The organism is Cyanobium sp. LEGE 06113 (assembly GCF_015207615.1).
The window spans coordinates 204,420-229,662 of the sequence record NZ_JADEWM010000005.1 but is presented as its reverse complement, the minus strand read 5'-3'; the positions used below and the strand labels follow the sequence as shown (position 1 = coordinate 229,662).

Annotated in this window: 24 protein-coding genes and 2 pseudogenes; 4 read left to right on the top strand and 22 right to left on the bottom strand. The window is 66.8% G+C overall.

From position 1 onward, the window contains the following. Positions 1 to 15 precede the first annotated feature (15 nt). A complete protein-coding gene (locus tag IQ220_RS16565; protein WP_193914857.1) occupies positions 16 to 1,368 on the bottom strand; it encodes an FAD-binding domain-containing protein in 1,353 nt (450 codons plus the stop codon). A gap of 70 nt (positions 1,369 to 1,438) precedes the next feature. After that, positions 1,439 to 2,149: a 4'-phosphopantetheinyl transferase superfamily protein gene (locus tag IQ220_RS10525; protein ID WP_193914855.1), complete on the bottom strand. Its 711-nt coding sequence runs from the start codon at positions 2,147 to 2,149 to the stop codon at positions 1,439 to 1,441. 662 nt (positions 2,150 to 2,811) lie between these two features. Between IQ220_RS10525 and IQ220_RS10520 the strand changes: the two genes are divergently transcribed. Both IQ220_RS10520 and fabI read left to right on the top strand, forming a co-directional pair. Next, the gene (locus IQ220_RS10520) at positions 2,812 to 3,729 is read left to right on the top strand and encodes a serine hydrolase domain-containing protein (protein ID WP_370566425.1); all 918 of its coding nucleotides are present in this window, start codon (positions 2,812 to 2,814) and stop codon (positions 3,727 to 3,729) included. Between the two features lie 210 nt (positions 3,730 to 3,939). Next, positions 3,940 to 4,722, top strand: a complete 783-nt coding sequence (gene fabI, locus IQ220_RS10515; protein ID WP_193914853.1) for an enoyl-ACP reductase FabI — start codon at positions 3,940 to 3,942, stop codon at positions 4,720 to 4,722. 12 nt (positions 4,723 to 4,734) lie between these two features. Here fabI and IQ220_RS10510 read toward each other — a convergent pair whose 3' ends face one another. Then, on the bottom strand, positions 4,735 to 5,355 hold the full coding sequence (locus tag IQ220_RS10510) for a carbonic anhydrase (protein ID WP_193914851.1): 621 nt from the start codon (positions 5,353 to 5,355) through the stop codon (positions 4,735 to 4,737). Between the two features lie 86 nt (positions 5,356 to 5,441). Between IQ220_RS10510 and hisB the strand changes: the two genes are divergently transcribed. After that, positions 5,442 to 6,098 (top strand): imidazoleglycerol-phosphate dehydratase HisB, encoded by a 657-nt coding sequence (gene hisB, locus IQ220_RS10505; protein ID WP_370566424.1) that lies wholly within the window; start codon positions 5,442 to 5,444, stop codon positions 6,096 to 6,098. 42 nt (positions 6,099 to 6,140) lie between these two features. Here the strand turns inward: hisB and IQ220_RS10500 are convergent, their stop codons facing one another. The 13 genes from IQ220_RS10500 to IQ220_RS10440 all read right to left on the bottom strand — a co-directional run bounded on the left by IQ220_RS10500 (position 6,141) and on the right by IQ220_RS10440 (position 20,206). Beyond that, complete coding sequence (locus IQ220_RS10500; RefSeq protein ID WP_186697462.1) at positions 6,141 to 6,971, bottom strand: LpxI family protein; 831 nt, start codon at positions 6,969 to 6,971, stop codon at positions 6,141 to 6,143. A 92-nt stretch (positions 6,972 to 7,063) separates the two neighbouring features. After that, positions 7,064 to 8,347 (bottom strand): histidine--tRNA ligase, encoded by a 1,284-nt coding sequence (gene hisS, locus IQ220_RS10495; protein ID WP_193914847.1) that lies wholly within the window; start codon positions 8,345 to 8,347, stop codon positions 7,064 to 7,066. A 7-nt stretch (positions 8,348 to 8,354) separates the two neighbouring features. Continuing rightward, positions 8,355 to 9,434 (bottom strand): NAD-dependent epimerase, encoded by a 1,080-nt coding sequence (locus tag IQ220_RS10490; RefSeq protein WP_193914845.1) that lies wholly within the window; start codon positions 9,432 to 9,434, stop codon positions 8,355 to 8,357. Further along, positions 9,431 to 10,384, bottom strand: a complete 954-nt coding sequence (locus tag IQ220_RS10485; RefSeq protein ID WP_193914843.1) for a UDP-glucuronic acid decarboxylase family protein — start codon at positions 10,382 to 10,384, stop codon at positions 9,431 to 9,433. Before IQ220_RS10485 ends, IQ220_RS10490 begins: the two co-directional genes overlap by 4 nt. 4 nt (positions 10,385 to 10,388) lie before the next feature. After that, positions 10,389 to 11,768, bottom strand: coding sequence for a nucleotide sugar dehydrogenase (locus tag IQ220_RS10480; protein WP_193914841.1), 1,380 nt, complete (start codon positions 11,766 to 11,768; stop codon positions 10,389 to 10,391). 334 nt (positions 11,769 to 12,102) lie between these two features. Beyond that, on the bottom strand, positions 12,103 to 13,029 hold the full coding sequence (locus tag IQ220_RS10475) for a DUF4115 domain-containing protein (protein ID WP_193914839.1): 927 nt from the start codon (positions 13,027 to 13,029) through the stop codon (positions 12,103 to 12,105). 75 nt (positions 13,030 to 13,104) lie between these two features. Then, positions 13,105 to 15,591 carry a type II secretion system protein GspD gene (locus IQ220_RS10470; RefSeq protein WP_193914837.1) on the bottom strand — a complete coding sequence of 829 codons (2,487 nt, stop codon included), beginning with the start codon at positions 15,589 to 15,591 and terminating at the stop codon, positions 13,105 to 13,107. 168 nt (positions 15,592 to 15,759) lie between these two features. Further along, positions 15,760 to 16,545: a hypothetical protein gene (locus tag IQ220_RS10465; protein ID WP_193914835.1), complete on the bottom strand. Its 786-nt coding sequence runs from the start codon at positions 16,543 to 16,545 to the stop codon at positions 15,760 to 15,762. After that, on the bottom strand, positions 16,542 to 16,916 hold the full coding sequence (locus tag IQ220_RS10460; protein WP_193914833.1) for a PilN domain-containing protein: 375 nt from the start codon (positions 16,914 to 16,916) through the stop codon (positions 16,542 to 16,544). Before IQ220_RS10460 ends, IQ220_RS10465 begins: the two co-directional genes overlap by 4 nt. Next, complete coding sequence (locus tag IQ220_RS10455; protein WP_193914831.1) at positions 16,916 to 17,248, bottom strand: hypothetical protein; 333 nt, start codon at positions 17,246 to 17,248, stop codon at positions 16,916 to 16,918. Before IQ220_RS10455 ends, IQ220_RS10460 begins: the two co-directional genes overlap by 1 nt. Continuing rightward, on the bottom strand, positions 17,245 to 18,126 hold the full coding sequence (locus IQ220_RS10450) for a hypothetical protein (protein WP_193914829.1): 882 nt from the start codon (positions 18,124 to 18,126) through the stop codon (positions 17,245 to 17,247). The genes IQ220_RS10455 and IQ220_RS10450 overlap by 4 nt, the downstream gene beginning before the upstream one ends. Positions 18,127 to 18,187: 61 nt before the next feature. Beyond that, positions 18,188 to 19,384, bottom strand: coding sequence for a quinone-dependent dihydroorotate dehydrogenase (locus IQ220_RS10445; protein ID WP_186697479.1), 1,197 nt, complete (start codon positions 19,382 to 19,384; stop codon positions 18,188 to 18,190). Between the two features lie 9 nt (positions 19,385 to 19,393). Beyond that, complete coding sequence (locus IQ220_RS10440) at positions 19,394 to 20,206, bottom strand: ribonuclease H (RefSeq protein ID WP_193814490.1); 813 nt, start codon at positions 20,204 to 20,206, stop codon at positions 19,394 to 19,396. Between the two features lie 107 nt (positions 20,207 to 20,313). On the opposite strand from IQ220_RS10440, the gene IQ220_RS10435 reads away from it, so the two are divergent. Beyond that, complete coding sequence (locus tag IQ220_RS10435; protein WP_193914827.1) at positions 20,314 to 21,123, top strand: DUF3747 domain-containing protein; 810 nt, start codon at positions 20,314 to 20,316, stop codon at positions 21,121 to 21,123. Positions 21,124 to 21,453: 330 nt separating this feature from the next. Here the strand turns inward: IQ220_RS10435 and rplL are convergent, their stop codons facing one another. From rplL to secE, 6 genes and pseudogenes are all read right to left on the bottom strand, one after another. After that, the gene (gene rplL / locus IQ220_RS10430) at positions 21,454 to 21,837 is read right to left on the bottom strand and encodes a 50S ribosomal protein L7/L12 (protein ID WP_186697485.1); all 384 of its coding nucleotides are present in this window, start codon (positions 21,835 to 21,837) and stop codon (positions 21,454 to 21,456) included. Between the two features lie 80 nt (positions 21,838 to 21,917). After that, complete coding sequence (gene rplJ / locus IQ220_RS10425; RefSeq protein ID WP_193814487.1) at positions 21,918 to 22,451, bottom strand: 50S ribosomal protein L10; 534 nt, start codon at positions 22,449 to 22,451, stop codon at positions 21,918 to 21,920. Positions 22,452 to 22,778: 327 nt separating this feature from the next. Beyond that, positions 22,779 to 23,484 (bottom strand): annotated as a pseudogene (rplA, locus tag IQ220_RS10420) (50S ribosomal protein L1). Between the two features lie 97 nt (positions 23,485 to 23,581). Beyond that, positions 23,582 to 24,006: pseudogene (rplK, locus tag IQ220_RS10415) on the bottom strand (50S ribosomal protein L11). 103 nt (positions 24,007 to 24,109) lie between these two features. Then, positions 24,110 to 24,781 (bottom strand): transcription termination/antitermination protein NusG, encoded by a 672-nt coding sequence (gene nusG, locus IQ220_RS10410; protein ID WP_225875688.1) that lies wholly within the window; start codon positions 24,779 to 24,781, stop codon positions 24,110 to 24,112. An 84-nt stretch (positions 24,782 to 24,865) separates the two neighbouring features. Next, positions 24,866 to 25,063: a preprotein translocase subunit SecE gene (secE, locus tag IQ220_RS10405; RefSeq protein ID WP_228009125.1), complete on the bottom strand. Its 198-nt coding sequence runs from the start codon at positions 25,061 to 25,063 to the stop codon at positions 24,866 to 24,868. Positions 25,064 to 25,243 lie beyond the last annotated feature (180 nt).

Sequence of the window (25,243 nt, the reverse complement as noted above, 5' to 3'; positions counted from 1 at the left end):
CAGGGCTTGAGCTCATCAGCCCGGGAGGAAGCGGCGCCACACCAGGGGCTCGGCCTGGCGCCAGTAGCGCGAGAAACGGCGCAGATCGGGGGGCGACTCCAGCCGCACAAAGGGTTCCGGCTCCAGCACCTTCACGGGCAGTACCGCGGCAATCCTGCGACGGATCAACTCGAAGCGGGGATCCACTGCAGCGGAGGTGACCACGCCATCAGCCCCATGACGAGCGGCGAAGGCAAGCACCTGCTCGGCCACATCCCCCTGCCTGAGGCTCACCGGCAGCTCCAGGGCGCATTCGTAGAGGAAGCCCAGCCGTTGGAGGCTGAGGCCAGAGGCCGCGATCAGGGAGGTGTCGAACACGAACAGCGCCGGCGCCTCGGGCCAGGCGCGCAGGGCAGGGTTGGCGGGCCCCAGCGCCTCACCGTGCACCCACACCAGCGGGCGGCCGAGCGGTGGGCCTGATCTCGTAGGCGGAGCGGGAGCCGCGAGTCGCTGCACCGGTGCTGGGAGGCTCTGATCCAGGCCCACCGGCGAGGGAGCGAACAGCCGTTGCTGCAGGGTTTCATAGCTGGCCTCGAAAGGACAGCCGGCCCCAGCCAGCAGGCAGCCGCGACAGTGGCGGTCTCCCGCAAAGCGTTCCAGGTTGGCGCGGTTGAAGATGTAGGGCTTCTGGCTGAAGCTGCTCGCCACCCACTGCCAACTGAGGTTGTTGCTGGCCGGATCTCCATCCAGCAGGTGCTGCAGAAACCAGCGGGCGCCCGCCTGCCACTGCACCTGGCGCCAGTGCACCACATAGCTGGCGAGCCACATCCGAGCGTGATTGTGAAGCCAGCCGCGCCCCAGCAGCTCCCCAGCGAAGGCATCCATGCAGGCCAGACCGGTGCGGCCCGCCGCGATATCAGCGGGAAGCGCGACCGCATAGCGGCCGGGGGGATGACCCGTCTTGAGGGGCTCCTGGTCGTTCCAGATGGCATCGCCTCTCTGCTTCCAGAGCAGCTGCCAATAGTCGCGCCAGCAAAGCTCATTGATCAACTTGCCGGCAAGTTGCCGGCCCTCAGCCCGCGGTCCGCTGCGTCCGTAGCCCCGCTCCTCCAGCCAGCGGAACACCGCGTCGCGCACCTCAGCCAGACTGAGCACCCCATGGCGGATGTAGGGCGAGAGGCCGCTCACGGCGCCGTCGATGTGGTTGCGGCTGCAGCCATAGGCGATCGGATCCAGCTGGGCGAGCTGGGCCAGGGCAGCCACGCCGCCGCCGCGGATCGGGCTCAACCCACCCCAGGCCGTGGGGAACAGTTCGGTGATGGTCTGCTCCAAATCCTTCCGATCCTGGAAGGTGCTGGGCAGATCAGCCGCAGCATTGGCGGGAGGCATCGGGAGGCAACAGGGTCTGTCGAGCGGCTCGCCCAACGACGAAGCCTGAGGCCATTGCAGCGCATCGGCCTCAGCCGTTCAGCGAGGGATCTGACGCTTGGCCGGCAGCCAGGGCCCCCACATAGCCCCTGCCGAGGCAGAGCCGCCAGTGGCCCATCAGGCAGGCCGATCCGCCCACAGGTGGCGCGGCCAGGCCCCAGCCACCGGCCTTCAGTTCGGCTTCCAGATGACACCAGGCCTGAAGAAAGGCCGTGGCCTGCTCTGCAACAGGCTGCTGCAGGAGGGCGTCAACCTGCTGGCTCGACAACAGGCGGCGCGCAATGGGTTGCCAGTTGAGCGCCGGCCGCTCCTGCTCCACATCGACCCCCAAAGGCCGGCAGCGGTGGAGGGCCAGGAGAATCAGATCCCCGGAATGGCTGACATTGAACTGCGGCCCCCCGGGGCAATAGGGCTTGCCTCGCGGACCCAGGGCGATCGCCACGTGCTGCGGCTGCTGATCCATCCAGAGAGCCAACATCTGGCGCAGCAGGCCACGGCCCAGCAGAAAGCGATCCTGATCCGCCTTGTGGCGAAAGCCGCCAAGGCGGCGGTTCTCCTCTGCCGTCAGCGTGCAGACCAAACCAGCCAGCAGGGGAGCGCTGATGCCAGCCCCACGATTCACGGCCAGCAGCAGGGGCTGATCCTGTTGAGAGCAGCCATCCGCAGCAAGGAGTTCCGGCAGGGAGAGCCCCGGAAACCACGGGATGGGCTTGAGGAGGGTCAGATCAGTGGCCTGCGCCATGGGGCCGGGTCAAGGTCTTCCAGGAAACAACGCGTGAAACCCTGGAGAACTCTGCCTGACGGCATGAATCAGGGCCAGCGGCCCTCTGAGCCATGGTCATGGCCTGACCACGCCCACACTGTTGCCAACAACGGGGCAAGAAACCATCCCAAATTCAACACGATCCCGAAATGCTTCATCGCTGCCGGACCTGGCTACGAACGCGGCGAGGCATGGTCTTGGCCTCGATGGTGCTGCTCGGGCTGTCAGGGACGGTCGCAGCGACGCTCTACATCCAGGTTCGCGCCCGGCTCGTTCTGGCCCAGGCTGGATCGGCCTACGTGGCCAAGACCCTCTGCAGCGGGGTCCTGATGGCAGGGATGGACGATGCCCAGCTCTGGGCGGCTGAACTCTCGCGGGCTCGCGGTCTGGTGAACGCCAGATTGATTCCTGATCGGGGAGAGGTGGTCACCGATGCCCTGTGGGGACTGGTCTCAGCCCGCGCGACGCGGCAATCGAACCTGGGGTGTTCGCTGTACCACCAGGACGTGCCTCCCGTTTCCCTGCCGGAGCAGGCCAGGCCAGTCAGCTCAGATCAGCCCAGCCCATCGATGCCCTGGCGCCTGGATCCCGCCTCGCCAGACGCACCTCCTGGAGCTCCAGGCGGGCAGGAACTGCAGGAGGTGTTGGATGAAGCCTTCCGGGAGCCCGATCCCCAGAACCCACGCCGCACCCGCGCTGTCGTGGTGGTGCACAACGGATGGGTGGTGGCGGAACGCTATGCCCCCGGTGTCAGTCCCGCCACACCACTGATCGGCTGGTCAGTGACCAAGGCCCTCACCCACGCCTTGGTCGGCATCGCCGTGAAAGAGAAGCTGCTGCAGCTGGACAAGCCGGTTCAGGTTCCCGAGTGGACCTTGCCTGAGGATCCCAGGCGGGCAATCACCCTCGACCAGCTGCTGCGCATGAGCAGCGGTCTCGCCTTTACCGAGGTCTACGGCGACTTCGAGACGGATGTTGTGAAGATGCTCCTGCACAGCGAGGATGCTGCTGCCTACGCAGCGGGGAAGCCGCTGGAGGCGGAGCCCGGCACGCTGTGGCACTACTCCTCCGGCGACAGCAATCTCATCTCCAGGGGTCTGCGACTGGCCTTGTCGGATGATGCTGCCTACTGGCGATTTCCCTATGAGCACCTGTTCCAGCCCCTGGGGATGCACAGCGCTGTGTTCGAAACCGATCCTTCCGGTACGTTTGTGGGCTCTTCACTTGCCTACGCCACGGCCCGGGACTGGGCTCGTTTCGGGTTGCTCTACCTCCACGATGGCGTGTGGGGCGATCGGCGCCTTCTCCCCCACGGCTGGGTCAAGCAGGCGATCACACCCACCCCCGGCTCTGAAGGAAACTACGGTGCTCACTGGTGGCTGAATCAGGGCGGCCGTTTCCCTGATCTACCCCGCGATACGTTCTATGCGAGGGGGTTCAGTGGACAGCTGATGATGATCGTGCCCTCCCGCAACGTGGTGATCGTGCGGCTCGGCCAGACACCCGGCAAGGGATTTAATCCCAACACCTTTGCCAGGAGAGTGCTGAAGGCGTTGTGAGGATGCGTCTACGACGCATGACAGATGGCCTATCTACTCGTGAATGGGATCATCCAGTCAGCGGATGATCGCGAGCACAGAAAACTCTGATGTAGAAGCAGGGGGGCTCATGGACCAGCTCACGGGTTCAGCTCGCTGAGCCGCCTCGTCACCAGGCGAGGTGCTGCGGGAAGATGACAGGCCCACGCTGTGCCACCTCGGCTCCCCCCCATGCTCCTCGATCTGCGCGGCAAGAAGGCCCTGGTCACCGGCATCGCCAACAACCGCTCGATCGCCTGGGGCATTGCCCAGCAGCTCGCCGCCGCTGGCTGTGAGCTGGGGGTCACCTACCTGCCGGATGAGAAGGGCCGCTTCGAGGCCAAGGTGCGCGAGCTCACGGCGCCGCTGAACCCCAGCCTGTTCGAGCCCCTGAACGTGCAGGACCCCGCCCAGATCGAAGCGGTGTTCGAGCAGGTGAAGCGGCAGTGGGGGCAGATCGACGTGCTGATCCACTGCCTGGCCTTCGCCGGCAAGGAGGAGCTGGTGGGCGACTACTCCGCCATCACCCCCGAGGGCTTCGCCCGGGCCCTGGAGGTGAGCGCCTACTCCCTGGCCCCCCTCTGCCGCCACGCCAAGCCCCTGTTCAGCCAGGGGGCCAGCGTGATCACCCTCAGCTACCTGGGCGCCGAGCGCGCCATCCCCAACTACAACGTGATGGGCGTGGCCAAGGCGGCCCTGGAGGCCTCGGTGCGCTATCTGGCCGCCGAGCTGGGTCCCGAGAAGCAGGTGCGCGTCAACGCCATCAGCGCCGGGCCGATCCGCACCCTGGCCAGCTCCGCCATCGGCGGCATCCTCGAGATGATCCACAACGTGGAGGAGAAGGCCCCGCTCCAGCGCACCGTGACGCAGGACGAAGTGGGCGCCACCGCCGCCTTCCTGGCCAGCCCCCTGGCCTCGGGCATCACCGGCCAGGTGCTCTACGTGGACGCCGGCTACTGCATCACCGGCATGTGAGCACCCGCCCCTTCAGGGGGTGCTGATGAACTGCTCCGTGCGCATCGGCATCACCGCCCCCATCCAGTCGATCGTGGTGGTGTGGAGGTTGTAGAAGGCCGCTTCCACGCTCAGCCGCCCGGCGCGCAGCAGGTCGGTGAGCAGCACGCTGGAATCCACCAGGTTGCGGGCGGCATTGAGGGTGTGGTGGCGGGAGGCCTGATCGAGGTCGTGGTGGCCGCCGAGGTTGATCAGCTCCATGCGCAGCTGGCCCACCAGCTGGGCCAGGCTCGGCGTGAGCGTGAGCGCCGGGTTCAGGGCCGCCTCCACGGCGCCGCAGCGTTCATGGCCCAGCACCACGATCACCGGCACGCCCAGGTGAGCCACGGCGTACTCCAGCGAGGCGATGGCGGCGGTGGTGGAGAGGGTGCCGGCGTTGCGCACCACGAACAGGTCGCCGAATCCGGTGTCGAACAGCAGCTCCACCGGCACCCGCGAGTCGGCGCAGCCCAGCACCGCGGCGGTGGGGTGCTGACCCGATTCCACCTCCAGCATGCGCTCGCGGCTGCTGTGGGGATGGAGCGATTCACCATCCAGGAAGCGCCGATGGCCCGCGCGCAGCTCGGCGAGCACCGCCTGGGGAGAGTTGGTCAAGCGGCGGCCGCAGCGGTGGGCGTGATTGTGGACGGATAGCGGCCGTCAACTTCGGCATGATTGGTACAGTCCCGCCCCTTTGGCCCGTGTCCTCCCTTCCGGACCTCAACCACGACGGCGGCGGCAGCCCCAGCGGCGGCCGCGGTGGCACCGTGCACCGGCTCACCGGCGAAACCGACGTGCGCGTGCACCTGGGCCTCGATGGCAGCGGCCGCTGCCAGGTGGGCACCGGCGTGCCCTTCCTCGACCACATGCTCCACCAGCTGGCCAGCCATGGCCTGCTCGATCTGGAAATCAGCGCCGTGGGTGACACCCACATCGATGATCACCACACCAACGAGGACGTGGGCATCGCCGTGGGCCAGGCCCTGGCCCAGGCCCTGGGCGACCGGCGCGGCATCCAGCGCTTCGGCCACTTCGTGGCACCCCTCGACGAGGCCCTAGTGCAGGTGGCGCTCGACTGCTCCGGGCGGCCCCACCTCAGCTATGGCCTGGAGATCCCGGCCCAGCGGATCGGCAGCTACGACACCGAGCTTGTGAAGGAGTTCTTCGTGGCGGTGGTGAACAACAGCGGCCTCAGCCTGCACATCCGCCAGCTGGCGGGCTCGAACTCGCACCACATCGTGGAGGCCTGCTTCAAGGCCTTCGCCCGGGCCCTGCGGCTGGCCACGGAGATCGACCCGCGCCGTGCCGGTGCCATCCCCAGCAGCAAAGGGGTTCTGGAGCGGGCAGGCGCGGCCTGAAGCAGGTCGGACCGGCGCCTGGGCCGATCCAGCCTCAAAGTGTCAGCGGATCTGCTGGCGCGCCCACAGGAAGAGCCCCAGGCGCTCGGCATCGGCCATGGTGCGCTCAGCATCGAGCAGCAGGGCGCCGCGGGCCTCCCAGGCGATGCCGGAAAGGCCTGCTGCTGCGGCCTTCGCCACCGTGGTGGGGCCGATGGCGGGCAGGTCCATGCGGCGGTCCTGCTGGAGCTTCGGGGCCTTGTAGAGCACGCCGGAACGGGGCGCCTCGGGTGGCAGGGCCCGGCTGCTGGCCACCCACTCGAGCATGGCGTCGGTGCCGGGCAGGGCTTCGGTGGCCAGGCAGAGCCCCCCCGCCACCACGGCGCCCTGGCCCACGTCCACCATCGAGATCGCCTCCACGATCTGGGCGGCGCGCTCCACATCGGCCCGGTCCATCTCCGTGGGCAGGCGGCTGGCGTAGACGCCGGGCTCGGGCAACAGCTTGGGCGCCACGTCCTCCACCCCCACCACCTCCAGCCCGAGCTCCTCGATGATCTCCGCCAGGGAACGCAGGGAGGCGTCGTCGCCCTTGCGCAGCGAGGCCAGGATGCGGGGCGCCGCCATCAGGGTGGAGCCCTCGAAACGCATGATGTTGAGAGCCCGGGGCCGGTGGAACTTGCCCACCATCACCACCTGGCGGATGCCGCGCTTCTCAAGCGAGCGGAAAAAGGAGATGGAGCGCTCGAAGTAGAACTCCTCAGCGTCCTCCAGCTCCACCTCCAGGCCATGGGGCCGGCAGACCAGGTGAGGCCGCCCAGACGCCCTCAGGGCCTGCGAGAGCATCCTGGGCAGCACGCCGGCACCGGCAATGATCGCGAGGGTCGAGTCACCCATCTAGGCCGGCGGTCACAGTCCAGTCGTGGTTGGCGGCAGTCAACTGCCAGCACGTGGTCACTGACGGCCTGGAGTGGACACGTCCTCAGTCGTCATCGGGCCAGCCGCGCCGCGACTTGCTCGGGGCTGAGCCGCTGATCGGCGCTGGCGGCAGGGGAGCCCTCCGCCCCGCTGGGGCGCAGCTCGCGCAGCAGCACCACGCCGGCACTGGCCTCGTCCTCGCCGATCACGGCAGCCCAGGCGGCCCCGGAGCGATCGGCCCGCTTGAACTGCTTGGCGAAGGCGGCTCCGCTGGGATCGATCTCCACCACCAGCCCGGCCCGGCGGCACAGCCGCGCCAGCGGCAGGGCCTGGGCCTCGGCCTCAGCGCCGCGGCTCACCACGTAGAGATCCGGCGGCGGCTGGCTGGGCAGGCCCGCGGTGGCAGAGCGGCTGAGCAGCAACACCAGCCGCTCCAGCCCCATCGCCCAGCCGATGGCCGGTGTGGCCGGGCCGCCCAGCTGCTGCACCAGGCCGTCGTAGCGGCCGCCGCCGCAGACGGTGGCCTGGGCCCCGAGCTGATCGCTGGTGATCTCGAAGGCCGTGTGGCTGTAGTAGTCGAGGCCCCGCACCAGGCGGGGATTGAGTTGCACCGGAATGGCCAGGGCCGCCAGGCCGGCCTGCACCGCCTCGAAGCGCTCGCGGCTGGCCGCACAGAGGCTGTCCAGCAGGCTGGGCGCCTCAGCCAGCAGGGCCTGGGTGTCGGGGTGCTTGGAATCCAGTACCCGCAGGGGGTTGGTCTGGAGGCGGGCCTGGGACTCGGGGTCGAGCTGGGAGCGGCGCTGCTCCAGCCAGGCCACCAGCTGCTGGCGGTAGCCGGCGCGGTCTTCCGGGCTGCCCAGGCTGTTGAGCTCGAGCGCCAGGCCGCCCACCCCCAGATCGGCCAGCAGATCCCACGCCACGGCGATGGCCTCCACATCGGCGCGGGGTTCGGCAAAGCCGAGCAGCTCCAGGCCGATCTGATGGAACTGGCGCTGGCGGCCGGCCTGGGGGCGCTCGTAGCGGAACATCGGTCCGCCATACCAGAGCCGCTGGGGCCCCTGGCTGAGCAACCCGTGCTGCAGCACCGCCCGCACCACCGACGCCGTGCCCTCCGGCCGCAGCGTGCAGCTGCGTTCGCCCCGGTCAATGAAGGTGTACATCTCCTTGCCCACCACGTCGGTGGCCTCACCGATGCCGCGGGCGAACAGCTCGGTCACCTCCAGCAGCGGCGTGCGGATCTCCTGAATGGCGGCGCGGCGAAAGTGCTCCACGGCCCGGCCTTCCACGTGCTGCCAGAGGGCCGTGGCCCCAGGCAAGAGGTCCACCATGCCGCGCAGGCTCTGCAGCGAAGCCAATCCCGATTCAGGCGAAGGGAACCGAGTCTGCCTGGCGAAGCCGCGCTGCAGGGTCCAGGACCCGCGCTGAGCCGTGATAGTCCAGATACCAGCGGGCGAAGCGCTCCACTCCCTGCTCCAGGCTGGTGGAGGGCTGGAAGCCCACCCAGGCCTGCAACCGGGAGGTGTCGGCCGCCGTGGCCGTCACATCGCCGGGCTGCATGGGCTGGAGATCGAGCACGGCCCGGCGGTTCAGCGCGGCCTCCAGCACCCGTATGAAGCGCAGCAGCTCCACCGGCTCACTGTTGCCCAGGTTGAACAGGCGATGGGGCGCCCAGCTGGTGGCGGGATCGGGAGCGGCCGGATCGAACTCCGGGTTGGGGGTGGCGGGTTGATCGAGGCAACGCACCAGCCCCTCCACGATGTCGTCGATGTAGGTGAAGTCGCGCCACATGGCGCCGTGGTTGAACACCCGGATCGGCTCGCCGGCCAGGATCGCCCGGGCGAACAGCATCGGCGCCATGTCCGGCCGTCCCCAGGGGCCATAGACCGTGAACAGGCGCAACCCCGTGGCCGGCAGTCCGTAGAGATGGCTGTAGCTGTGGGCCATCAGTTCATTGGCCTTCTTGGTGGCGGCGTAGAGACTCACCGGGTGGTTCACCGGCTGGGATTCCGTGAAGGGAAGCTGGGTGTTACCGCCATACACCGAGCTGCTGGAGGCATACACCAGGTGGGCCACCTGCTGCGCTCGGCAGGCCTCCAGCACCTGGGAGAAGCCCAGCAGATTGCTCTGGATGTAGGCCGCCGGGTTGGTGATCGAGTGGCGCACGCCGGCCTGGGCGGCCAGATGCACCACCCGGTCAAAGCGCTCCCGCTCGAACAGGGCGCTCATGAGGGAGGCCTCCTCAATGGCCCCGTCCACGAAGCGCCAGGCGCCCGAGGCGGCAAAGGGCTCCAGCCGCGTCAGCCGCGCCCGCTTGAGGTCCGGGTCGTAGTAGGGGCTGAGGTTATCGAGGCCCACCACCTGCTCCCCCCGCGCCAGCAGGCGCTCGCAGAGGGCCCCGCCGACGAAGCCAGCCGCCCCTGTCACCAGAACAGCCGTGGTCATGGGATGGGCATGGGGAGGCTGGCGCGAAAGAAGGCGATGGTGGGCTCGAGGCCCTGCTCAAGGGACACACCGGGCTCCCAGCCCAGCTCTCGCCGGGCCAGATCAATCACGGGCTGCCGCTGCAGGGGATCATCCTGGGGCAACGGTCGGCAGACAAGTTCCAGGGCTGGATTGATACGAGCCCGCACCTGTTCAGCCAACTGCCGAATCGTGAACTCGCCAGGGTTGCCCAGGTTGATCGGCCCCGTGGAGGCGCCGTTCATCAGGCGGATCAGGCCTTCCGCCAGGTCATCCACAAAACAGAACGAGCGGGTCTGGGAGCCATCGCCATAGAGGGTGAGCGGCTCGCCGCGCAGGGCCTGCACAATGAAATTGCTCACCACACGCCCGTCATCAGGGAGCATGCGCGGCCCGTAGGTGTTGAAGATGCGCGCCACCCGAATCTCGGTGCCGTGCATGCGGTGGTAATCGAAGCAGAGGGTCTCAGCCACCCGCTTGCCCTCGTCGTAGCAGCTGCGCGGGCCGATCGTGTTGACGCAGCCTCGGTAGCTCTCCGGCTGGGGATGCACTTCCGGATCGCCATACACCTCGCTGGTGGAGGCCAGCAGCAGCCGCGCCCCCACCCGCCGGGCCAGGCCCAGCATGTTGTAGGTGCCCAGGAAACTGGTCTTGGCCGTCTTGATCGGGTTGTGCTGGTAGTGCACCGGCGAAGCTGGACAGGCCAGATGCCAGATGCGGTCCACCTCCAGCCGGATCGGCTCGGTCACGTCGTGGCGCAGCAGCTCGAAACGCGGATGGCCGATCCACTGGGCGATGTTGGCTTTGCGGCCCGTGAAGTAGTTGTCGAGGCAGATCACCTCCTCGCCGGCCTCCATCAGCCGATCCACCAGGTGGGAGCCCACAAAGCCGGCTCCGCCGGTGATCAGGTTGCGCTGCAGCGCCTCCGCCATGGCCTCAGCCCTCCCCCACGCGCCAGACGTTCAGCCCAGCTGCCCGAGCGGCCTGCTGATCAGCACTGCCGCGGGCATCAAAGAGCCAGGCGGGACGGCGCATCAGGGCGGCGGTGGCGGCCCAGTCGATCCGGCTGAACTGCTGCCATTCGGTGAGCAGCAGCAGGGCGTCGGCTCCTGTCGCGCCCTGCTCCAGGGAGGCACAGGGCGCCCAGCTGGCCTCGCCCTGGCCGGGGGGCTGGCCGAGGTCGGCCTCGATCTGGGCTGGGCTCACCTTGGGATCGAGGATCTGCAGGTGGGCGCCCTCCTCGATCAGGTCGCGGGCGATCTGGATGGCGGGTGAGGCCCGGGTGTCGTTGGTGTCGGCCTTGAAGGCAAAGCCGAGCAGCACCAGGCGTTTACCGGTGACGGTGCCGAACAGGCGCTGCACCACCAGGCGGGCGATGCGGTGCTGCTGCCAGCTGTTGAGGCTCACCACCTGCTCCCAGTAGCCGGCCACCTCCTGCAGCCCGTAGTGGCGGCAGAGGTACACCAGGTTGAGGATGTCCTTCTGGAAGCAGCTGCCGCCAAAGCCCGGGCCGGCCTTGAGGAACTTGGGGCCGATGCGGCTGTCGCTGCCGATGGCGCGGGCCACCTCGTTGACGTCAGCGCCGCTGGCCTCGCAGAAGGCGGCGATGCTGTTGATCGAGCTCACCCGCTGGGCAAGGAAGGCATTGGCGGCCAGCTTGCCCAGTTCGCTGCTCCAGATGTTGGTGCGCAGGATGCGCTGCTGGGGCACCCAGTGGGCGTAGATGGCGGCGAGGGCCTCGATCGCCTCGGGGTCCTCACCGCCGATCAGCACCCGGTCAGGGGCCTCGAGATCGGCCACGGCCGTGCCCTCGGCGAGGAATTCGGGGTTGGAGAGCACTGCAAAGCTCTGGCCGGGCTCTGCGCAGCCGAGGATCGCCTTGACGGCCTCGGCGGTGCGCACCGGCAGGGTGCTCTTCTCCACCACGATCGTGTGGCCGCGGGCGGCCTTGGCCACAGTGCGGGCACTGGCCTCGATCCACTTGAGGTCACTGGCCTGACCGGCGCCCAGGCCCCTCGTCTTGGTGGGGGTGTTGACAGAGAGGAACACCATGTCGGCGGCGGCGATGGCCTCCTCCACGGCGGTGCTGAAGTGGAGATTGCGGCCGCGGCAGCGGGCCACCACGGCGTCGAGACCGGGCTCATAGACCGGCAGGCGGCTGAGGTCGTCGTGGTTCCAGAGGGCGATCCGCTCGGCGTTGAGGTCCACCACGGTGACGTCGATCTGCGGACAGCGATCGGCGATCACAGCCATGGTGGGCCCTCCCACGTAGCCCGCGCCGATGCAGCAGATGCGACGGGGTAGCTGTGCTGCCAAGGGAAGACACCTCGAATCCGATGAAGCTACGCCAGGCGTTTCTTGGCGCTCAGAGCTCGCCGAAGGCCCCTGGAGCAAACAGGAAGTTGTCACCGACGGTGCCGCACGGCAAGCGAGCCGGTCCACGCGTTGGCTGGCTGGAGACAGTGGGGTCGGCGTCAGCGAACCGCCGTGTGGGCGTCAGCCGTGATCGCCTGGTCGCTGGTGTTCGACATGGTGACGCCGAGGCCACGGTCTTCAGCGACGGATAGCGACAAGTGAAGTCCAGGGCCGAGAGAGATGTCACTCTCAAGGAGGCCAGCGTGAAGGCGAGACTCCCCCCACAGCCAAGTTTTCATCCTTCGCTTTTCCCGCCAGGGGGTGGCTGTTCAGAGGCTGATCCGGCTTGGCCCGGCAAAAAGGTCTTCCAGCCCAGATTGTTGATCGCCGCGAGTGGCCGGAAGTCGTCGTCTCCGGCCGCCGCCACCCCGAGATGATCAGGGCGGCCAGCCCGCACCCGCAAGCCTGTCCCCAGGGGAAAGCTGCGCTGATCGCCCTTGTTGAGCAGTTCAGCAAGAACAACCCGTCCACTCACTGTCTCCACTTCCACCCAGCAGGGTCCATCGGCTTTCAGCCGTAGATCCTGCGTGCCAGGTTTTGGGCTTACCGGCGGGTCATTGGGGCTGGGAGTGGCCGAGTCCGCCCCTTCGGCCTGGACGTTGCTCGCAGGCTTGCTGTCTACCCTGCTCCCGATGGACGGCCCTGCGCTAAGGGCATCCTGGCCCCTACGCCCCAGGGAGTCGACGCCCACCACCAGCAGGACAACTGCCGTCGTGGTGGTCATCAGCAGCGGCAACTGTTGTCGCAGCGACAACCGCCGAGTGGCCGATCTCCAGCGCCGGCGCAGGCCGATGCGCAAACGCCGCGTGCGCCTGGGAGGCAGCAGATCGGACCTGGCTGGGGCAGCATCCGCTGTGACTTCAGGCCTTGGAGAGGACGGGACCGCAGGGGGCGCAGGGCTCTCAGCAAGGGACAACTGGCCGGCGGGGAGCTGCTGATGCAGGCAGCGTCGCTCCTCAAGCAGCCGCCGGATTTCTAGGGCAAGGAGCTGAACTTGCTGACGAAACTTCGTCTCGTAGATGGAGGGGATTTCGTTAATCAGGGTCTGGTATTCCACCAGTTCAGCCTTGGCCCGCTCCAACTCCTGCTCCAGAAGCTGTGCAGCTTCCTCGCCAACAGAGGACTGATGGCTGGGTGATTCTGGGGAGGGTTGGGCCTTCAAAGCGGATGGATCATCAGAGGCAAGAGCAGAGATCAGCCTCTAAGCGATGGCGCCGCCGCAAGTAAAACCAGCCCATTAGAAGTCTCCATTGCCGAGGAATTCACGGCCTTGCCGGGTACCCGGCTGATAGCCATAGCCAAACGTGCCACCCGTTTCGTCGTTGATGATACGTGGTGTGACCATGATCACAAGTTCACGCTTTTCTTTTTGGTTGCCAGTGCTGCGGAAAAACTGACCGATCAAGGGAATATCCCCCAGAATCGGCCATTTGCTGACCACCGAGCGATCAAAGTCTGAAATCACACCGGTGAGAATGAGTGTCTGACCATCGCGCACCCGCAAGGCGCCGGTATCCAGACTTCGGATGCTGAGAATATTGAGATCCGAGCCACAACCTGCAGGAGCCGGTTCGCGATCGGTCACGGCAGAAACGCTCGGAGAAAGCACAAAGGTGATGAAGCCGTTGTCATCAATCTTCTCCACCCGTGCTCCCAGCACAAGCCCCGCGGTCGCCAGCCCCGGGGTGCACACCACATTTCCACCCTGGGCGGGAGTTTCCGTCTCGTAGCTGGTCACCACGTTCGTTCCTACCCTCACCACGCCTTCATTGGCCCGGCGCCGCCCAATCGGTGAATCAACACCAAATTCACGGATGCCCTGCCGCACTTCATCTGAATTCGTGCCGCTGGACATTTCATTCCCTTCCCTGAGCAAGGAAGGATTCTCCTGCAGGATCAGGGTGGGGCTAGCCAGCAGCTTGGTCGAACCCGAGACGATCTGGGCCCTGACAAAATCAAAGAACGTATCCGCAGGGTAGTTGGTACCAGGGTTGATCCTCCTGGTGCCCGTAAAGGTTGAGGATGAGATAGTGGATGTTTCTACATTGCGTCCGAGGGTGCGGGAGAGCACCCTGTTGACATTTCTCTGCAGAGAGTCGGAGCTGAGATTGGTGGAATTGTTAATCGGCTCCACGATGAACTGCCCGTCCTGCTCAACCAGGCGTGAGCCGGTTTCACTTGACAATGCCCGGTTGACATCCCGTAGCTGGCTGTTGGTGAGAGTCCTACCCAGCCCCCGCGTGATGGCAAGACTGTTGGAGGAGTTACGGGTAACGGTTTCCGTCTGTGCGAAGTCGGCCTCCCCGGGAGGCAAGAAACGACCGAAGGCCCCCAGCAGCTGGCCATTATCGTTGACGATAAAGTTATTACCGAATCGGAAAGCGAAGGAATTATCAATCGAGGCTTCATTCTCGAGATTAACATCGAGAATCCTCACATTCAAAGCAACCTGACGTTGCCTGAGGTCCAACTGTCTGAGGTACTGCTCACCGATGGCCACCACGGATGGATCACCCACCATGGTGATCGTGCCGAGGCGCGTATCAGTGGTGGCTCGCAGGCCGATGAGGGGGCCAGTGGTGGCGCCGAAGGCTTCCACGGTTTTGATTAAACTGGCCTGGGTGGTCTGGGCGTTGGGGGCGGAGGAGATCGCATCGGCCTGGGTCACACCCTGGGTGACCGAGGTGGTGACGGTGTTGGTCTTGGTGACCGTGGCTCCCAGGTTGGCCAGATAATCCGCAGCGGCATTCGGGCCCACCTGGTTGAGACGATACACTTTCGACACCTGGGCGCCGAAGCTCTTCGAAAGGGCATTCGGACCCGCCAGGATCATGTTGCCCTCAAGCTTTCCCTGCAGGCCTGCTGCCAGGAGGGTGGTATTCAAGGCGCGGGCATAGGACTCGCCGCGGAAGGCAATCGACAGGGGCCGATTATTCTGATTGGGCGGTGCTCCAGCGGGCGCCGCGGCGACAGAGGGCTCATCGACATAGGCAAAGCCGTAACCCCCCAGACTGGCCAGGGCCATCAGCGCGTCGCGGGCCGGCGCATTCTTGAGGGTCATCGTCACCGGCGGACCAGAGACATTGACGAAGCCGGGGTTGCGCAGGGTCATGGTGCCCACGGCCATGTCACCCAGGGGTGGCGCCACGGCCCTCGGCTGCAGGGGCGGCGCATAGGTGGGCAAGGGCACGGCGCCTAGACTGGCCAGGTTGAAGCTGTTGACCTGCAACGAGGCCTGGGGCTCAGGCGAGGGGAAGGAGAGGATCAGGGAGCGCCCATCGGCACTCACCACAGGCCTGCCCAGGGTGACCCCGGGCATGGGGGTGACGCTGATCGAGAACGAGGTGCCCCCGCCATCAAAGTTGATCGCCTGGAAGCCCACCTCCGGCAACGACAGACGCTGAGGACCCACCATCAAGGCCGCAGGCTCAGCGGTGAACAGCTGGCCCTGCCATCCAGCACCATCCGAATTCTGCTGCAGCTGGGGCGAGATCCCAGTGCCTTCAATCACCAGCTCCACCGTGTCCGGCAGGCGCCGCACCTTGAGCTGAACAGCGCCAGTCAGCTCCTCGGCTGGAGGGATGGTGCCCGCCGATGGCACCCTCGGAGCTGACCCAGCCGCTGTCTGGAGCAGTAGAGGCGTAAGACAGCCAGATGCGAGGATCAATGGCCAGCAGGTTTTTCCAGCGGCAGGCCCTAAACGCGTACCGCGCAGCACCACCATCACCTAAAGCGGGATTGGAAGAGCGTGAGCCTACGCGCGTTCAGGAGGCGAATACAGTCAATTGCTGTACAAAAACGGAGGCCTCCATCCCAGTAAACCGGTAGCAAATGCGGCAGCGACTCGCTTCTCTGTGAGTACGTCAACCTGCCGTGTTGCTCTGCTAGAGCCCTACTCGACCCCGGGCGGCGCCGGCGGAATAGGTGCTGGAGCGCTGGGAGCCGGAGGCGCCTCAGGGGCATCGGCGGCAGCCTCGACAGGCCGGGGCTTCAATCCTCCTTCGGGCACCTTGTAGTAGGTGAGCAGCAGCTTCAGCTCGGGCACGGCCGGAGTTCCGGGTGGGAGGCGGCCCTGCTGATTGGCTCCCGTGGCGGCTGCGGGGTTGACCAAAACCATCCTGAAGTCACTGGGGATGGCCAGCAGGCTGAGCTTCTCGACGGCCCGGAGAAAGCCGAGCAACCGCGGATAGCTTCCCCTGGCGCTGAGCAGCACCTGCTCCGCCGTCAATCCGGCCTGTTCAAGCGGGGTCTGGGACGGTGGAACCTGCTCCCCTTCCGCCTGGCCATCTGGCTGAGCAGCCGCACGGGTCGACACCGGCTCATAGAGCTCGAGCTGCACGCCGTTGCGGATGGCTTCGCGGTCGATCTGGCTCAGAAAGGTGAGAAACTCGCCGCTGCCCTGAATCAGGGCCAGGATTTTGCGCTGTTGCTGCTCGGCCTTGTCCCTGTCCAGGGCGGTCTGATCGAGCTGGCGGCGGATCAGCGGGATCCTCTGTTCCAGGACCTGGAGCTCGGCAAGCCGTTGGGAGTCCGAACGCAGACGCAGCAACTGGGGCACCAGCAAGCCTGCGCTGAGCACCGAAGCGATCAAGACCCCCACGCCGATCGGAACACCCAGCAGGATGCGCTGACGCAGGATCTGCTCCTCATGGGACTGGGAAGACTGGAGATTGGTCATGGCAGCAGTCCCTCCTTCTGGAGCAGGTCGAGGCGGCGGGAAAGGCCCTCGGCGCCCAGGTCTTCGAGGACGACCTTTTCAGCCGCCGCAGGGATCGGCTCGCGAAATGCAAAGCGAAGTTCGAACTCCACGGAAGGCGACACCCTGTTGTTGTTGGTCGCCGTCCGGTCACGGGCGGCCTTGATCAGGGTCACCCCCTTGTCGGCGTCGACCAGGGGCGAACGTTCGAGCACAAGCTGGAGGGCATTGATCCGAACGAAGGCTTCCGGATCGTTGGCCAGTCCTTTGAGCAGCATCTGCTGCTGGTCGTTCTGCTGGAGGGCGTCGGTGAGCTGAATCCCCTGCGGCACCCTCTGTTGCAGATCCCGCATCAGGCTGAGGAGGAGCGGGTTCCGATCAATCCGTTGACCAGAGCCGTGTTGCTCTGCTCCAGGGTCCGGAGGCCTTGGGCGCTGGCGGTGAACTTGCCCTGGAGCTGCTGCTCCTCTGCCTCCACCCTGGCGAGCCGATCGATCTCCGCCTCCACGAACAGGCCACGCAGCACCGCCAGACCGGTGAGACCAAGCAACAAGCCGATGAGGCCAGTACCGATCGCCGCGCCCTTGAGCATGGTCTGGCGATCGGACTGGCTGGCCAGCGCCGGTTGCTGAAGGCCCAGCTCCTCGCGCTTCTCGCGCAACAGATCGAAGGGGGCGCTGCTCATCGGGCCAACGCCACCTGAGCCAATCCTGCCAGCGCCAGGGTGCCGAAACCGCGCCGATCAACAAGTTCCAGCTCCAGGCCAGTCTCCTGCTCCACCGCTGCGGCGGCACTCAGCTCGTCGCTCACCAGCAGCCGGTCATGGGTGATGCCGAACTGATCACGGCAGAACTGCAGACAGCGTTGCAGGGCAGGCACCAGCTGGGTGGCCTCCAGGGGAAGCCGCCGCTGGAAGTGGGGGGCCCCGTCCACCCAAACGTCGAGCAGGCATTCGCTGCTGGTGGGCTGCAGCACGCCAAGCAGATCGCCTGGGGCCATCGCGTCAAGCTCTTCACGCAGGGCCAGCATCTGGCAGGCCTGGGAGGGCAGCAGGTGGCGCAGGCTTGAGCCGGCGATGGCGAACAGGTCGATCCAGGCTTCCACCGTGGTCCGCGGCGCCGCGACCACCACCGCCCTTCCCTCCCGACCGGGCACTGGTTGCACGTCGATGCGGGCCGCGCCCAAGGGATAAGGGAGCTTCAGATCGGGATTGAGCTCGCGCAGAGCTTCGATGGGGTCCTCAGGGCTGACGCCGCCGGGCCAGCTGATCAGGCGCCACTCACAGGCCTGGCGGGGCAGAGCCACCACCAGAGTCGCATTGGGAGCCTTCTGCTCCAACAACAGGTCTCCGACAAAATCCCCAAAGGCACCGGCAGCAATCGGCATGCCATCGCGCAGGGTGCGGGCCGGAACCGGTGCACTCCAGTTCTGTGCCTGAGGCTTGCCATTGCGCAACCCCTGACCCACCAGCAACTGCGGATCGGTGAAGTCCAGCAGCACAATCCTGGGCAACAGCTCAGCCCGCAGTTGCCGCCAGCGGTCCTTGATCCCGACGAGCACCACGTCAGGGAGCCCATGAACGTTTCAGAAATTAACCCATCCTTGCTCAATTGGATCTAACCAATCAGCCAACTCTCCACGGCAGGCCGGCCCCCACCGCCTGGCCCAGATGGGCCAGGCGGTGACACCCGAGCTGCCGACTGAGACCCTCCAGAATCCTGGGCACCAGAGCTGGGCCCCCATAGATCCAGCCGGTGTAGAGCTGAATCAGGGAGGCGCCGGCGGAGATCCGTTCCCAGGCGGCCTCTGGGGAGTCGATCCCTCCCACACCGATCAACGGCAGGGCAGGCCCCGCCGTGGCCCTGAGCCGGCGCAGCACTTCCAGGGCACGCCGTCGCAACGGAGCGCCGCTGAGCCCCCCCGCCTCCTCCGCCAGGCTGCGCCCCGTCTGGGCCAGGAGCCGCTGCTCCAGCCCGAGGCGGTTGAGGCTGGTGTTCACGGCAATCACCCCGGCCAGACCCTCCTCGTAGGCCATGCGGGCAATGGCGTCGATGGCATCGTCTTCGAGGTCGGGAGCGATCTTCACCAGCAGCGGGGGGCAGGCGGGCAAGCGCCGCAGCCGCTCCACCAAGCGGCGCAGCAGCACTTCGTCCTGAAGATCACGCAGCCCTGGGGTGTTGGGCGAGCTCACATTGATCACGGCGTAGTCGGCCTGGGGCGCCAGCAGCTCCAGAGAGGCGGCGTAGTCGTCCGGGGCCTGCTCCAGGGGAGTGAGCTTCGATTTGCCCAGGTTGATCCCCAGCACCGCGGGACGCTGGCCTGGCGCAGGCAGCCGCTGGCGCTCCAGGGTGCGCAGCGCTGCGGCCGCCCCCTGGTTGTTGAAGCCCATGCGGTTGAGGGCAGCCCGCTCTTCAGCCAGCCGAAACAGGCGAGGACGGGGATTACCGGGCTGGGCGTGCCAGGTGATCGTGCCCAGCTCGGCGAAGCCGAAGCCGAACTGGTGCCAGATCGCCGCCGCCACGGCGTCTTTGTCGAATCCCGCCGCCAGCCCAAGCGGGTTGCGGAAGCGGCAGCCGAACAGGGTCTGCTCCAGGCGCGGGTCAGGCCGGCACAGTTCCTGGCCGAGGCCGGCCAGGGCCCCGCTCAGCAGGGGCCAGCGCCGCCGCAACGAGGCCTGGCCCAGGGTCGTCAGGGTGAGGCGGCTGAGCTGTTCGGCGTCGGCCCCGGCATCGCGGCTGAGCAAAGGAGCCACGAAGCGGTCGTACAGCGCCCCTGTGGCGCTCTCTCCAGCCTTGGCGCCGGCCTGCTCACCATCTCCCATCACACCCGCCTACGGCCGATCGTCCAATCCTGCCGTCCCGCGCCGCAGGCGCCAGCGGCCATCCTCCAGTGGCTCCACCCGCCAGTCCCGCCAGGTCCAGGCACGGCTGCGGCGCTCCAGCGTGCGCAGGGGCTGCTCCACCAGCTGGGCAAGCTCCAGCAGGGAGAGGCCGTAGCCCCGATCCGCCACCCGGTCGGCCCACTCCAGCCGCGTCAGCAACTGCTGCAGTGGCGCCGGGGCAAGGCCCGCCTCGGGGGCGTCGGATCCATCAGCGCCGGAAACGACCTGTTCGGCCTGTCCGGAAGGAGCCGGCACTTCGGCCTCCAGCCTGGCGGTGGCCAGCACCTCTCCGGCCATCAGCGGCGGGATCTGGCCACGGGAAAAGGCCACGGCGATGGTGTCGCAACGCTCATTGTCCGGATCGCCGCTGTGGCCCTTCACGTGGCGCAGGGACACATCGGCAAGGCGGGCCCGGTCGAGCTGCTCCCAGAGATCACGGTTCAGCACCTGCCCACCGGAGGCAGTGCGCCAGCCCTTGCGCTTCCAGCCGTGAATCCACTTGCCGAGGCCATCAATCAGATAACGGCTGTCGGTTCGGATCGCCAGGTCGGGATGGCGGGGCAGATCGCGCAGAGCGTTCAGCAGCGCCAGGGCCGCCGTGAGCTCCATGCGGTTGTTGGTGGTGTGCTGGTCGGCGCCGCCCAGCTCATGGACGGAACCATCTTCAAAGCGCAGCAGCCCCCCCCAGCCGCCCGGGCCGGGGTTGCCACTGCAGGCCCCGTCACAGGCCGCCGCCACCACCCGCGCTGGCCGATCAGCCACTGGACATCCTCAAGATCGTCGCTAGACAGATCTTCCACTCTGAGCTGCCATCAGGGCAGAGCGTCGCCATGGTTAGCAGCCGAGCCTCAGTCAGCAGGCGTGCCTGCATGGCGCTTCGCGTCGCTATCACCGGCACGGCGATCACCGCCACAGGTGCCGCCGCCATCCTCAGTTCCAGCTGGCTGATGGGCCGCCAGGCCAGCGGCGCCAGGGCAGCGGCTCTGTTCGGAAGCGAGCCGATCGCTCCCGGTCAGGCCATCGCCGTAGCCCAGCCCCTGGCCGGCAACCGCTGGAACCTGATCGTGCTCGAGCAGCTTCAGGCGGCCCCGCCCTGCTGGCGGGAGTACCCGGATGGCTCGGTGATCTCCTACGACAACGACGTGGCCGAGGGCGTGTGCGGCCGCTACCTCTCCAGCAGTGCCTACTCGCTGAGGGTGGCCAACGACGATCTCAACAACCCCTGGCGGCTGCGGGTGGAGAGCGAGAACGGCCGCTTGCGGCTGCTGGCCTCCCACCCCCAGCAGACCACCCTGATCCCGGTGGCCAGCGGCAAGGCTCCTGCCAGTGGCCTGGCCAGCCTCAAGCTGGAGCCGGGCTGGACCTTCCAGCGCCGTACCTACGGCGAGCAAACCCTCAGGCATCTCTACATGGCCCACGCCGAGCCGCTTCCAGTCCTGCTGGCCCGGGCCCGGGGCGGCGGTCAGCTGGCGGCGCTGCCGTCCCTGGCCCCACCCCCGTTGCTGAACCAACCTGGCCCCGTGGCGGAGTCCAGCCCCAGCAGCACGCGGCGGGGCCTTGCCAGGGTGGAGCGCTCATCGGTGCTGTCCAGTCGATCCAGACTGCTGAGGCAGTCCAGCTCCAAGCGCCCCCGCCAGAGCGGCGTGATTGCCCTTGAGGTGGTGCCCTACGGCAGCTGAGCCGCCCCCGGGCCAGTTCAACGAGTGACCGACTCCCCCTGGCACCCTGAGATTCCCTCGTTAACGTCATGTTTGTGAGGAGTGGGGAACGACTCTTCCGGGTCGAAACGAGGACAGACTCCGAAAGACCGTTCCACAATCCTGCCCCGCCTTTGGCGGGGCATTTTTTTTGCAGATCAAGGTTCCTGAAGTTGGGGACCAGCAGGCTTCAGGTCGGGCGCGGGAGCTGCCAGCGGCCCAGCAAAAAGCCGGCCCACGAAGGAGCCGGCTGCTGAAGGCGCCGCCTGGGCGCCGGTGGGCGCGGGGCCGGCAAAGCCGACCCCAGGGTGATCACTTGATCGACACCTTGCCGCCCACCTCTTCGATGGCCTTCTTGAGGGCCTCGGCATCGGCCTTGGCGATGCCTTCCTTGACCGGCTTGGGAGCGGCCTCCACGAGGGCCTTGGCGTCGCCCAGGCCCAGGCCGGTGGCTTCGCGCACGGCCTTGAGCACCTTGATCTTGGCCGAATCTTCGAAACCCTCAAGGATCACGTCGAATTCGGTCTGCTCTTCAGCGGCCTCAGCGGCAGCGGCAGGAGCCGCGGCCATCATCACGCCAGCGGAAGCGGCGGCGGAGACGCCGAAGGCCTCCTCAATCTGCTTGACGAGCTCGGAAGCCTCAAGCAGGGAGAGGGATTTGAGTTGGTCGAGAATCTGGTCGGTCGTAGCAGACATGGTTGGGAATCAGCAACAGATCTGTGGGAAACAGTCGGATCGGTTGAACTCGGCAACAGCCGCTGGCATTGAGGCGGGCCTCAGGAGGCCTGGCCTTCGCCATCGGCGTGTTGCTGGAGCGCCCGAGCGAGACCGGAGGGAACCTCGTTGATGCCCACGGCCACCTTGGTGGCCACAGCGTTGATCGCACCGGCGATCTGAGCCATGAGCACCTCCTTGGAGGGCAGATCCCCGATGGCCTTGATGTCGGACTGGGAGAGGAGCTTGCCTTCGAAAAGGCCGCCCTTGGTTTCCGACTTCTTGCTGTCCTTCTGGAAGGACTGCACGGCCTTCACCGCACCACCCACGTCGCCCTTGACGAGCACGAAGGCGTTGGTGCCGGTGAGCAGGGATTCGAGATTCGACCAGGCACTGTCGCCATCAATAGCCCGACGCATCAAGGTGTTTTTGGTCACCTTGCACACACCGTTGCTGGCCTGCAGACGGGTCCGCAGATCAGACATCTCCTTGATGGACAGACCCTTGAAATCAAGGACCAGCGCCAGTTCGGCCTCGCCGAGGAGCCCCTTGAGCTCTTCGACGATCTGTTGCTTGTTCTCCAGCGTGCGGCCCATAGGAAAGGATCGGATCGGGGGAACAAGCCGGGTACGCGGCCCTGGACGCCAACGCCAACCACTCCGAGAGTGACTGCCGAAGGGCTCGAGGCCGCTGCATGCTCCTGACCCGATCAAGACACCCGTGGATCAACCCACTGGCGGCCTGGAGGCCGAAAACCTGTCGCGTACACCTCGGCAGGACTTACAGAAACGGATCATCCGGGGAACCGGAAGCCGTTCTCACCTGCTGTCTGGGGTAGGGCGCGTGCCCTTCTGGCCTAAGCCAGCTCATAAACATAACTCAGCGTGGGGCCAGCCTCTGATGCTGAACCCACCGGTTCCGGCTCAGCCCTCCTGCTTGATGTCCTGCAGGGCGGCGAAGTCCACCTGCACCGAGGGACCCATGGTGGAGGTGACGTAGAGGGAGCGCCAGTAGCGGCCCTTGGCACCGCTGGGCTTCTGGCGATCGATCGTCTCCTGCAGGGCCTTGAGGTTGTCGAGCAGCTTGGCGGAATCGAAGCTGGCCTTGCCGAAGCGCACGTGCACGATGCCACTGCGGTCGGCACGGAACTCGAGCTTGCCGGCCTTGAACTCGGCGATGGCGCCGACCAGGTCAGTGGTGACGGTGCCGGCCTTGGGGTTGGGCATCAGGCCCCGGGGGCCCAGCACCCGGCCCAGCTTGGCCACCTTGGGCATCATGTCCGGGGTGGCGATCAGCAGGTCGAAGTCGATCGTGCCACCGGCGATCTGATCCACCAGATCGTCGTCGCCGGAGAGCTCGGCGCCGGCGCTTGGCGGCAGCCACGGCCTCACCCCGGGCGATCACGGCAATGCGAATGCTCTGACCGGTGCCGTGGGGCAGGGCCACGGTGGTGCGCAGCTGCTGGTCGGTGTACTTGGGATCGATGCCGAGGCGCACGTGGGCCTCGATCGTCTCGTCGAACTTGGCGGTGGCATTGGCCTTCACCAGCTCGATGGCCTCCATGGGCTCATGGGCTCGCTCGGCGACCTTGGCCTGGAGGGCGGAAAAACGCTTGGAAACTTTTGGCATGGCGGGTATGGGGTGCGGGCGATGCAGGGCAGGGCTGGGGCGTCGTAGGCGCGGTGGGCCGCTGGCTGGATCTCCCCCTGGGGATGGATGGAAGGACTCAGTCGTTGACGGCGACGCCCATGTTGCGGGCGGTGCCTTCGATGATGCGCATGGCCGACTCGACGCTGGTGCAGTTGAGGTCGGGCAGCTTGGTCTTGGCGATCTCCTCGAGCTGGGCGCGGCTGATGGCACCCACCGCTCCTTTCGAGGAAGTGGCGGCACCCTTCTCAATGCCGGCAGCTTGGAGATCAGCACCGAGGCGGGAGGGGTCTTGGTGATGAAGGTGAAGCTGCGGTCTTCAAAGACCGAGATCTCCACCGGAATCACATAACCGGCCTTCTCCTGGGTGCGGGCGTTGTACTCCTTGCAGAACGCCATGATGTTGACGCCGTGCTGACCCAGGGCAGGACCCACAGGGGGTGCCGGGTTGGCTTTGCCGGCCTGGAGGGCCAGCTTGATCACGGCTACGATTTTCTTGGCCATCGTCTCGAACTACTGGGCGGAGCTGCGGATCACCTCCTGGAGGGAGGCGTGACGGGAACGGCCATCCTCCGCAGGGAGACGGCCGCTGAGCAGAGCCAGGGGCTCAGCTCTGCTTGCTGATCTGGGCGAATTCGAGTTCCACAGGCGTTTCCCGACCGAAGATCGAGAGCAGGGCCTTGAGCTTGTTGCGCTCGCCCGACACCTCGATCACCTCGCCCTGGAAGTCCTTGAAGGGCCCGGCCGTCACCAGGATCTGATCGCCCTCGGTGAGATCGACCTTCACCACTGCTTTCTTCTCAGCCGCCCGCTTGAAGATGCGGTCCACCTCCTGGCGGCTGAGGGGCCGCGGCTTGATGTGGCCGCGGGCGCGGGCCGTGGCCCGACGCTCCTCCGCCCCCACGAAGTTGATCACGTTGGGGGTGCTGCGCACCGCCATCATCGTGTCCTCGTCGAGCATCATCCGCACCAGCACATAGCCGGGGAACACCTTCTCCTCGGTGCTCTGGCGGCTGCCATCCTTCTTCAGCTTCACCCCGGGGGTCTGGGGGATCTCGATCTCCAGGATGCGGTTGTCCACCCCAAGGGTCACCGCCCTCTGCTCCAGGGTGGCCTTCACTTTCTTCTCGCAACTGGACGCCACCTGCACCGCATACCAGCGGGCCACCTGGCGCTTCTCGGTGGGGGCTTCAGCCGCGGGCTCAGAGCGCGTCTCTGCCTCCGGGCCAAGCGAGTCGGCAGCGGCGTCGGTTTGGGGTTCAGAGAGGGTCTCGGACACGGTGCTCAGGCTGGGGGCTCAGGAAAACAGGGGGGAGTGGGCGCTGCGGCTGGGGGCTGGAGGTCTGACAGGACTGGCGGAGGGTCAGCCGAACACCTGGGAGGAGGCCCAGCCGTAGAAGCGGTCGATGGCCGCGATCGCCGCCGCCGAGAGCCCCACCATCAGGATCACCGCCACCGACTCACTGAACAGCTGCTGGCGGCTGGGCCAGACCACCCGGCGCAGCTCCGCCAGGGTGGCGGCACCGAAACCCTTGGGGCTGGCCGCCTCGGCCGCTGCCAGCTGCTGGGCCTCCGAGCCGTCAGCGACCGCCGCTGCAGCTGCAGTGGACTCAGCCGCCACCTGGTCAGAGGCAGCCTGCTCAGCCGCAACGCTGCGTGGGGAGCGGTTGGGGTCGGAGCTGTTGGGATCGGGGCTGTTGGGGTCGGACAACACGGGCGCTGACGCACGCGGGCATCCGCG

What these genes read in the sequence shown, in the direction of transcription:
- IQ220_RS16565 (WP_193914857.1), bottom strand. Translation starts at nt 1,368, where the DNA reads ATGCCTCCCGCCAATGCTGCGGCTGATCTGCCCAGCACCTTCCAGGAT.
- IQ220_RS10525 (WP_193914855.1), bottom strand. Translation starts at nt 2,149, where the DNA reads ATGGCGCAGGCCACTGATCTGACCCTCCTCAAGCCCATCCCGTGGTTT.
- fabI (WP_193914853.1), top strand. Translation starts at nt 3,940, where the DNA reads ATGCTCCTCGATCTGCGCGGCAAGAAGGCCCTGGTCACCGGCATCGCC.
- IQ220_RS10500 (WP_186697462.1), bottom strand. Translation starts at nt 6,971, where the DNA reads ATGGGTGACTCGACCCTCGCGATCATTGCCGGTGCCGGCGTGCTGCCC.
- IQ220_RS10490 (WP_193914845.1), bottom strand. Translation starts at nt 9,434, where the DNA reads ATGACCACGGCTGTTCTGGTGACAGGGGCGGCTGGCTTCGTCGGCGGG.
- IQ220_RS10485 (WP_193914843.1), bottom strand. Translation starts at nt 10,384, where the DNA reads ATGGCGGAGGCGCTGCAGCGCAACCTGATCACCGGCGGAGCCGGCTTT.
- IQ220_RS10470 (WP_193914837.1), bottom strand. Translation starts at nt 15,591, where the DNA reads ATGGTGGTGCTGCGCGGTACGCGTTTAGGGCCTGCCGCTGGAAAAACC.
- IQ220_RS10465 (WP_193914835.1), bottom strand. Translation starts at nt 16,545, where the DNA reads ATGACCAATCTCCAGTCTTCCCAGTCCCATGAGGAGCAGATCCTGCGT.
- IQ220_RS10460 (WP_193914833.1), bottom strand. Translation starts at nt 16,916, where the DNA reads ATGCGGGATCTGCAACAGAGGGTGCCGCAGGGGATTCAGCTCACCGAC.
- IQ220_RS10455 (WP_193914831.1), bottom strand. Translation starts at nt 17,248, where the DNA reads ATGAGCAGCGCCCCCTTCGATCTGTTGCGCGAGAAGCGCGAGGAGCTG.
- IQ220_RS10445 (WP_186697479.1), bottom strand. Translation starts at nt 19,384, where the DNA reads ATGGGAGATGGTGAGCAGGCCGGCGCCAAGGCTGGAGAGAGCGCCACA.
- IQ220_RS10435 (WP_193914827.1), top strand. Translation starts at nt 20,314, where the DNA reads ATGGCGCTTCGCGTCGCTATCACCGGCACGGCGATCACCGCCACAGGT.
- rplL (WP_186697485.1), bottom strand. Translation starts at nt 21,837, where the DNA reads ATGTCTGCTACGACCGACCAGATTCTCGACCAACTCAAATCCCTCTCC.
- rplJ (WP_193814487.1), bottom strand. Translation starts at nt 22,451, where the DNA reads ATGGGCCGCACGCTGGAGAACAAGCAACAGATCGTCGAAGAGCTCAAG.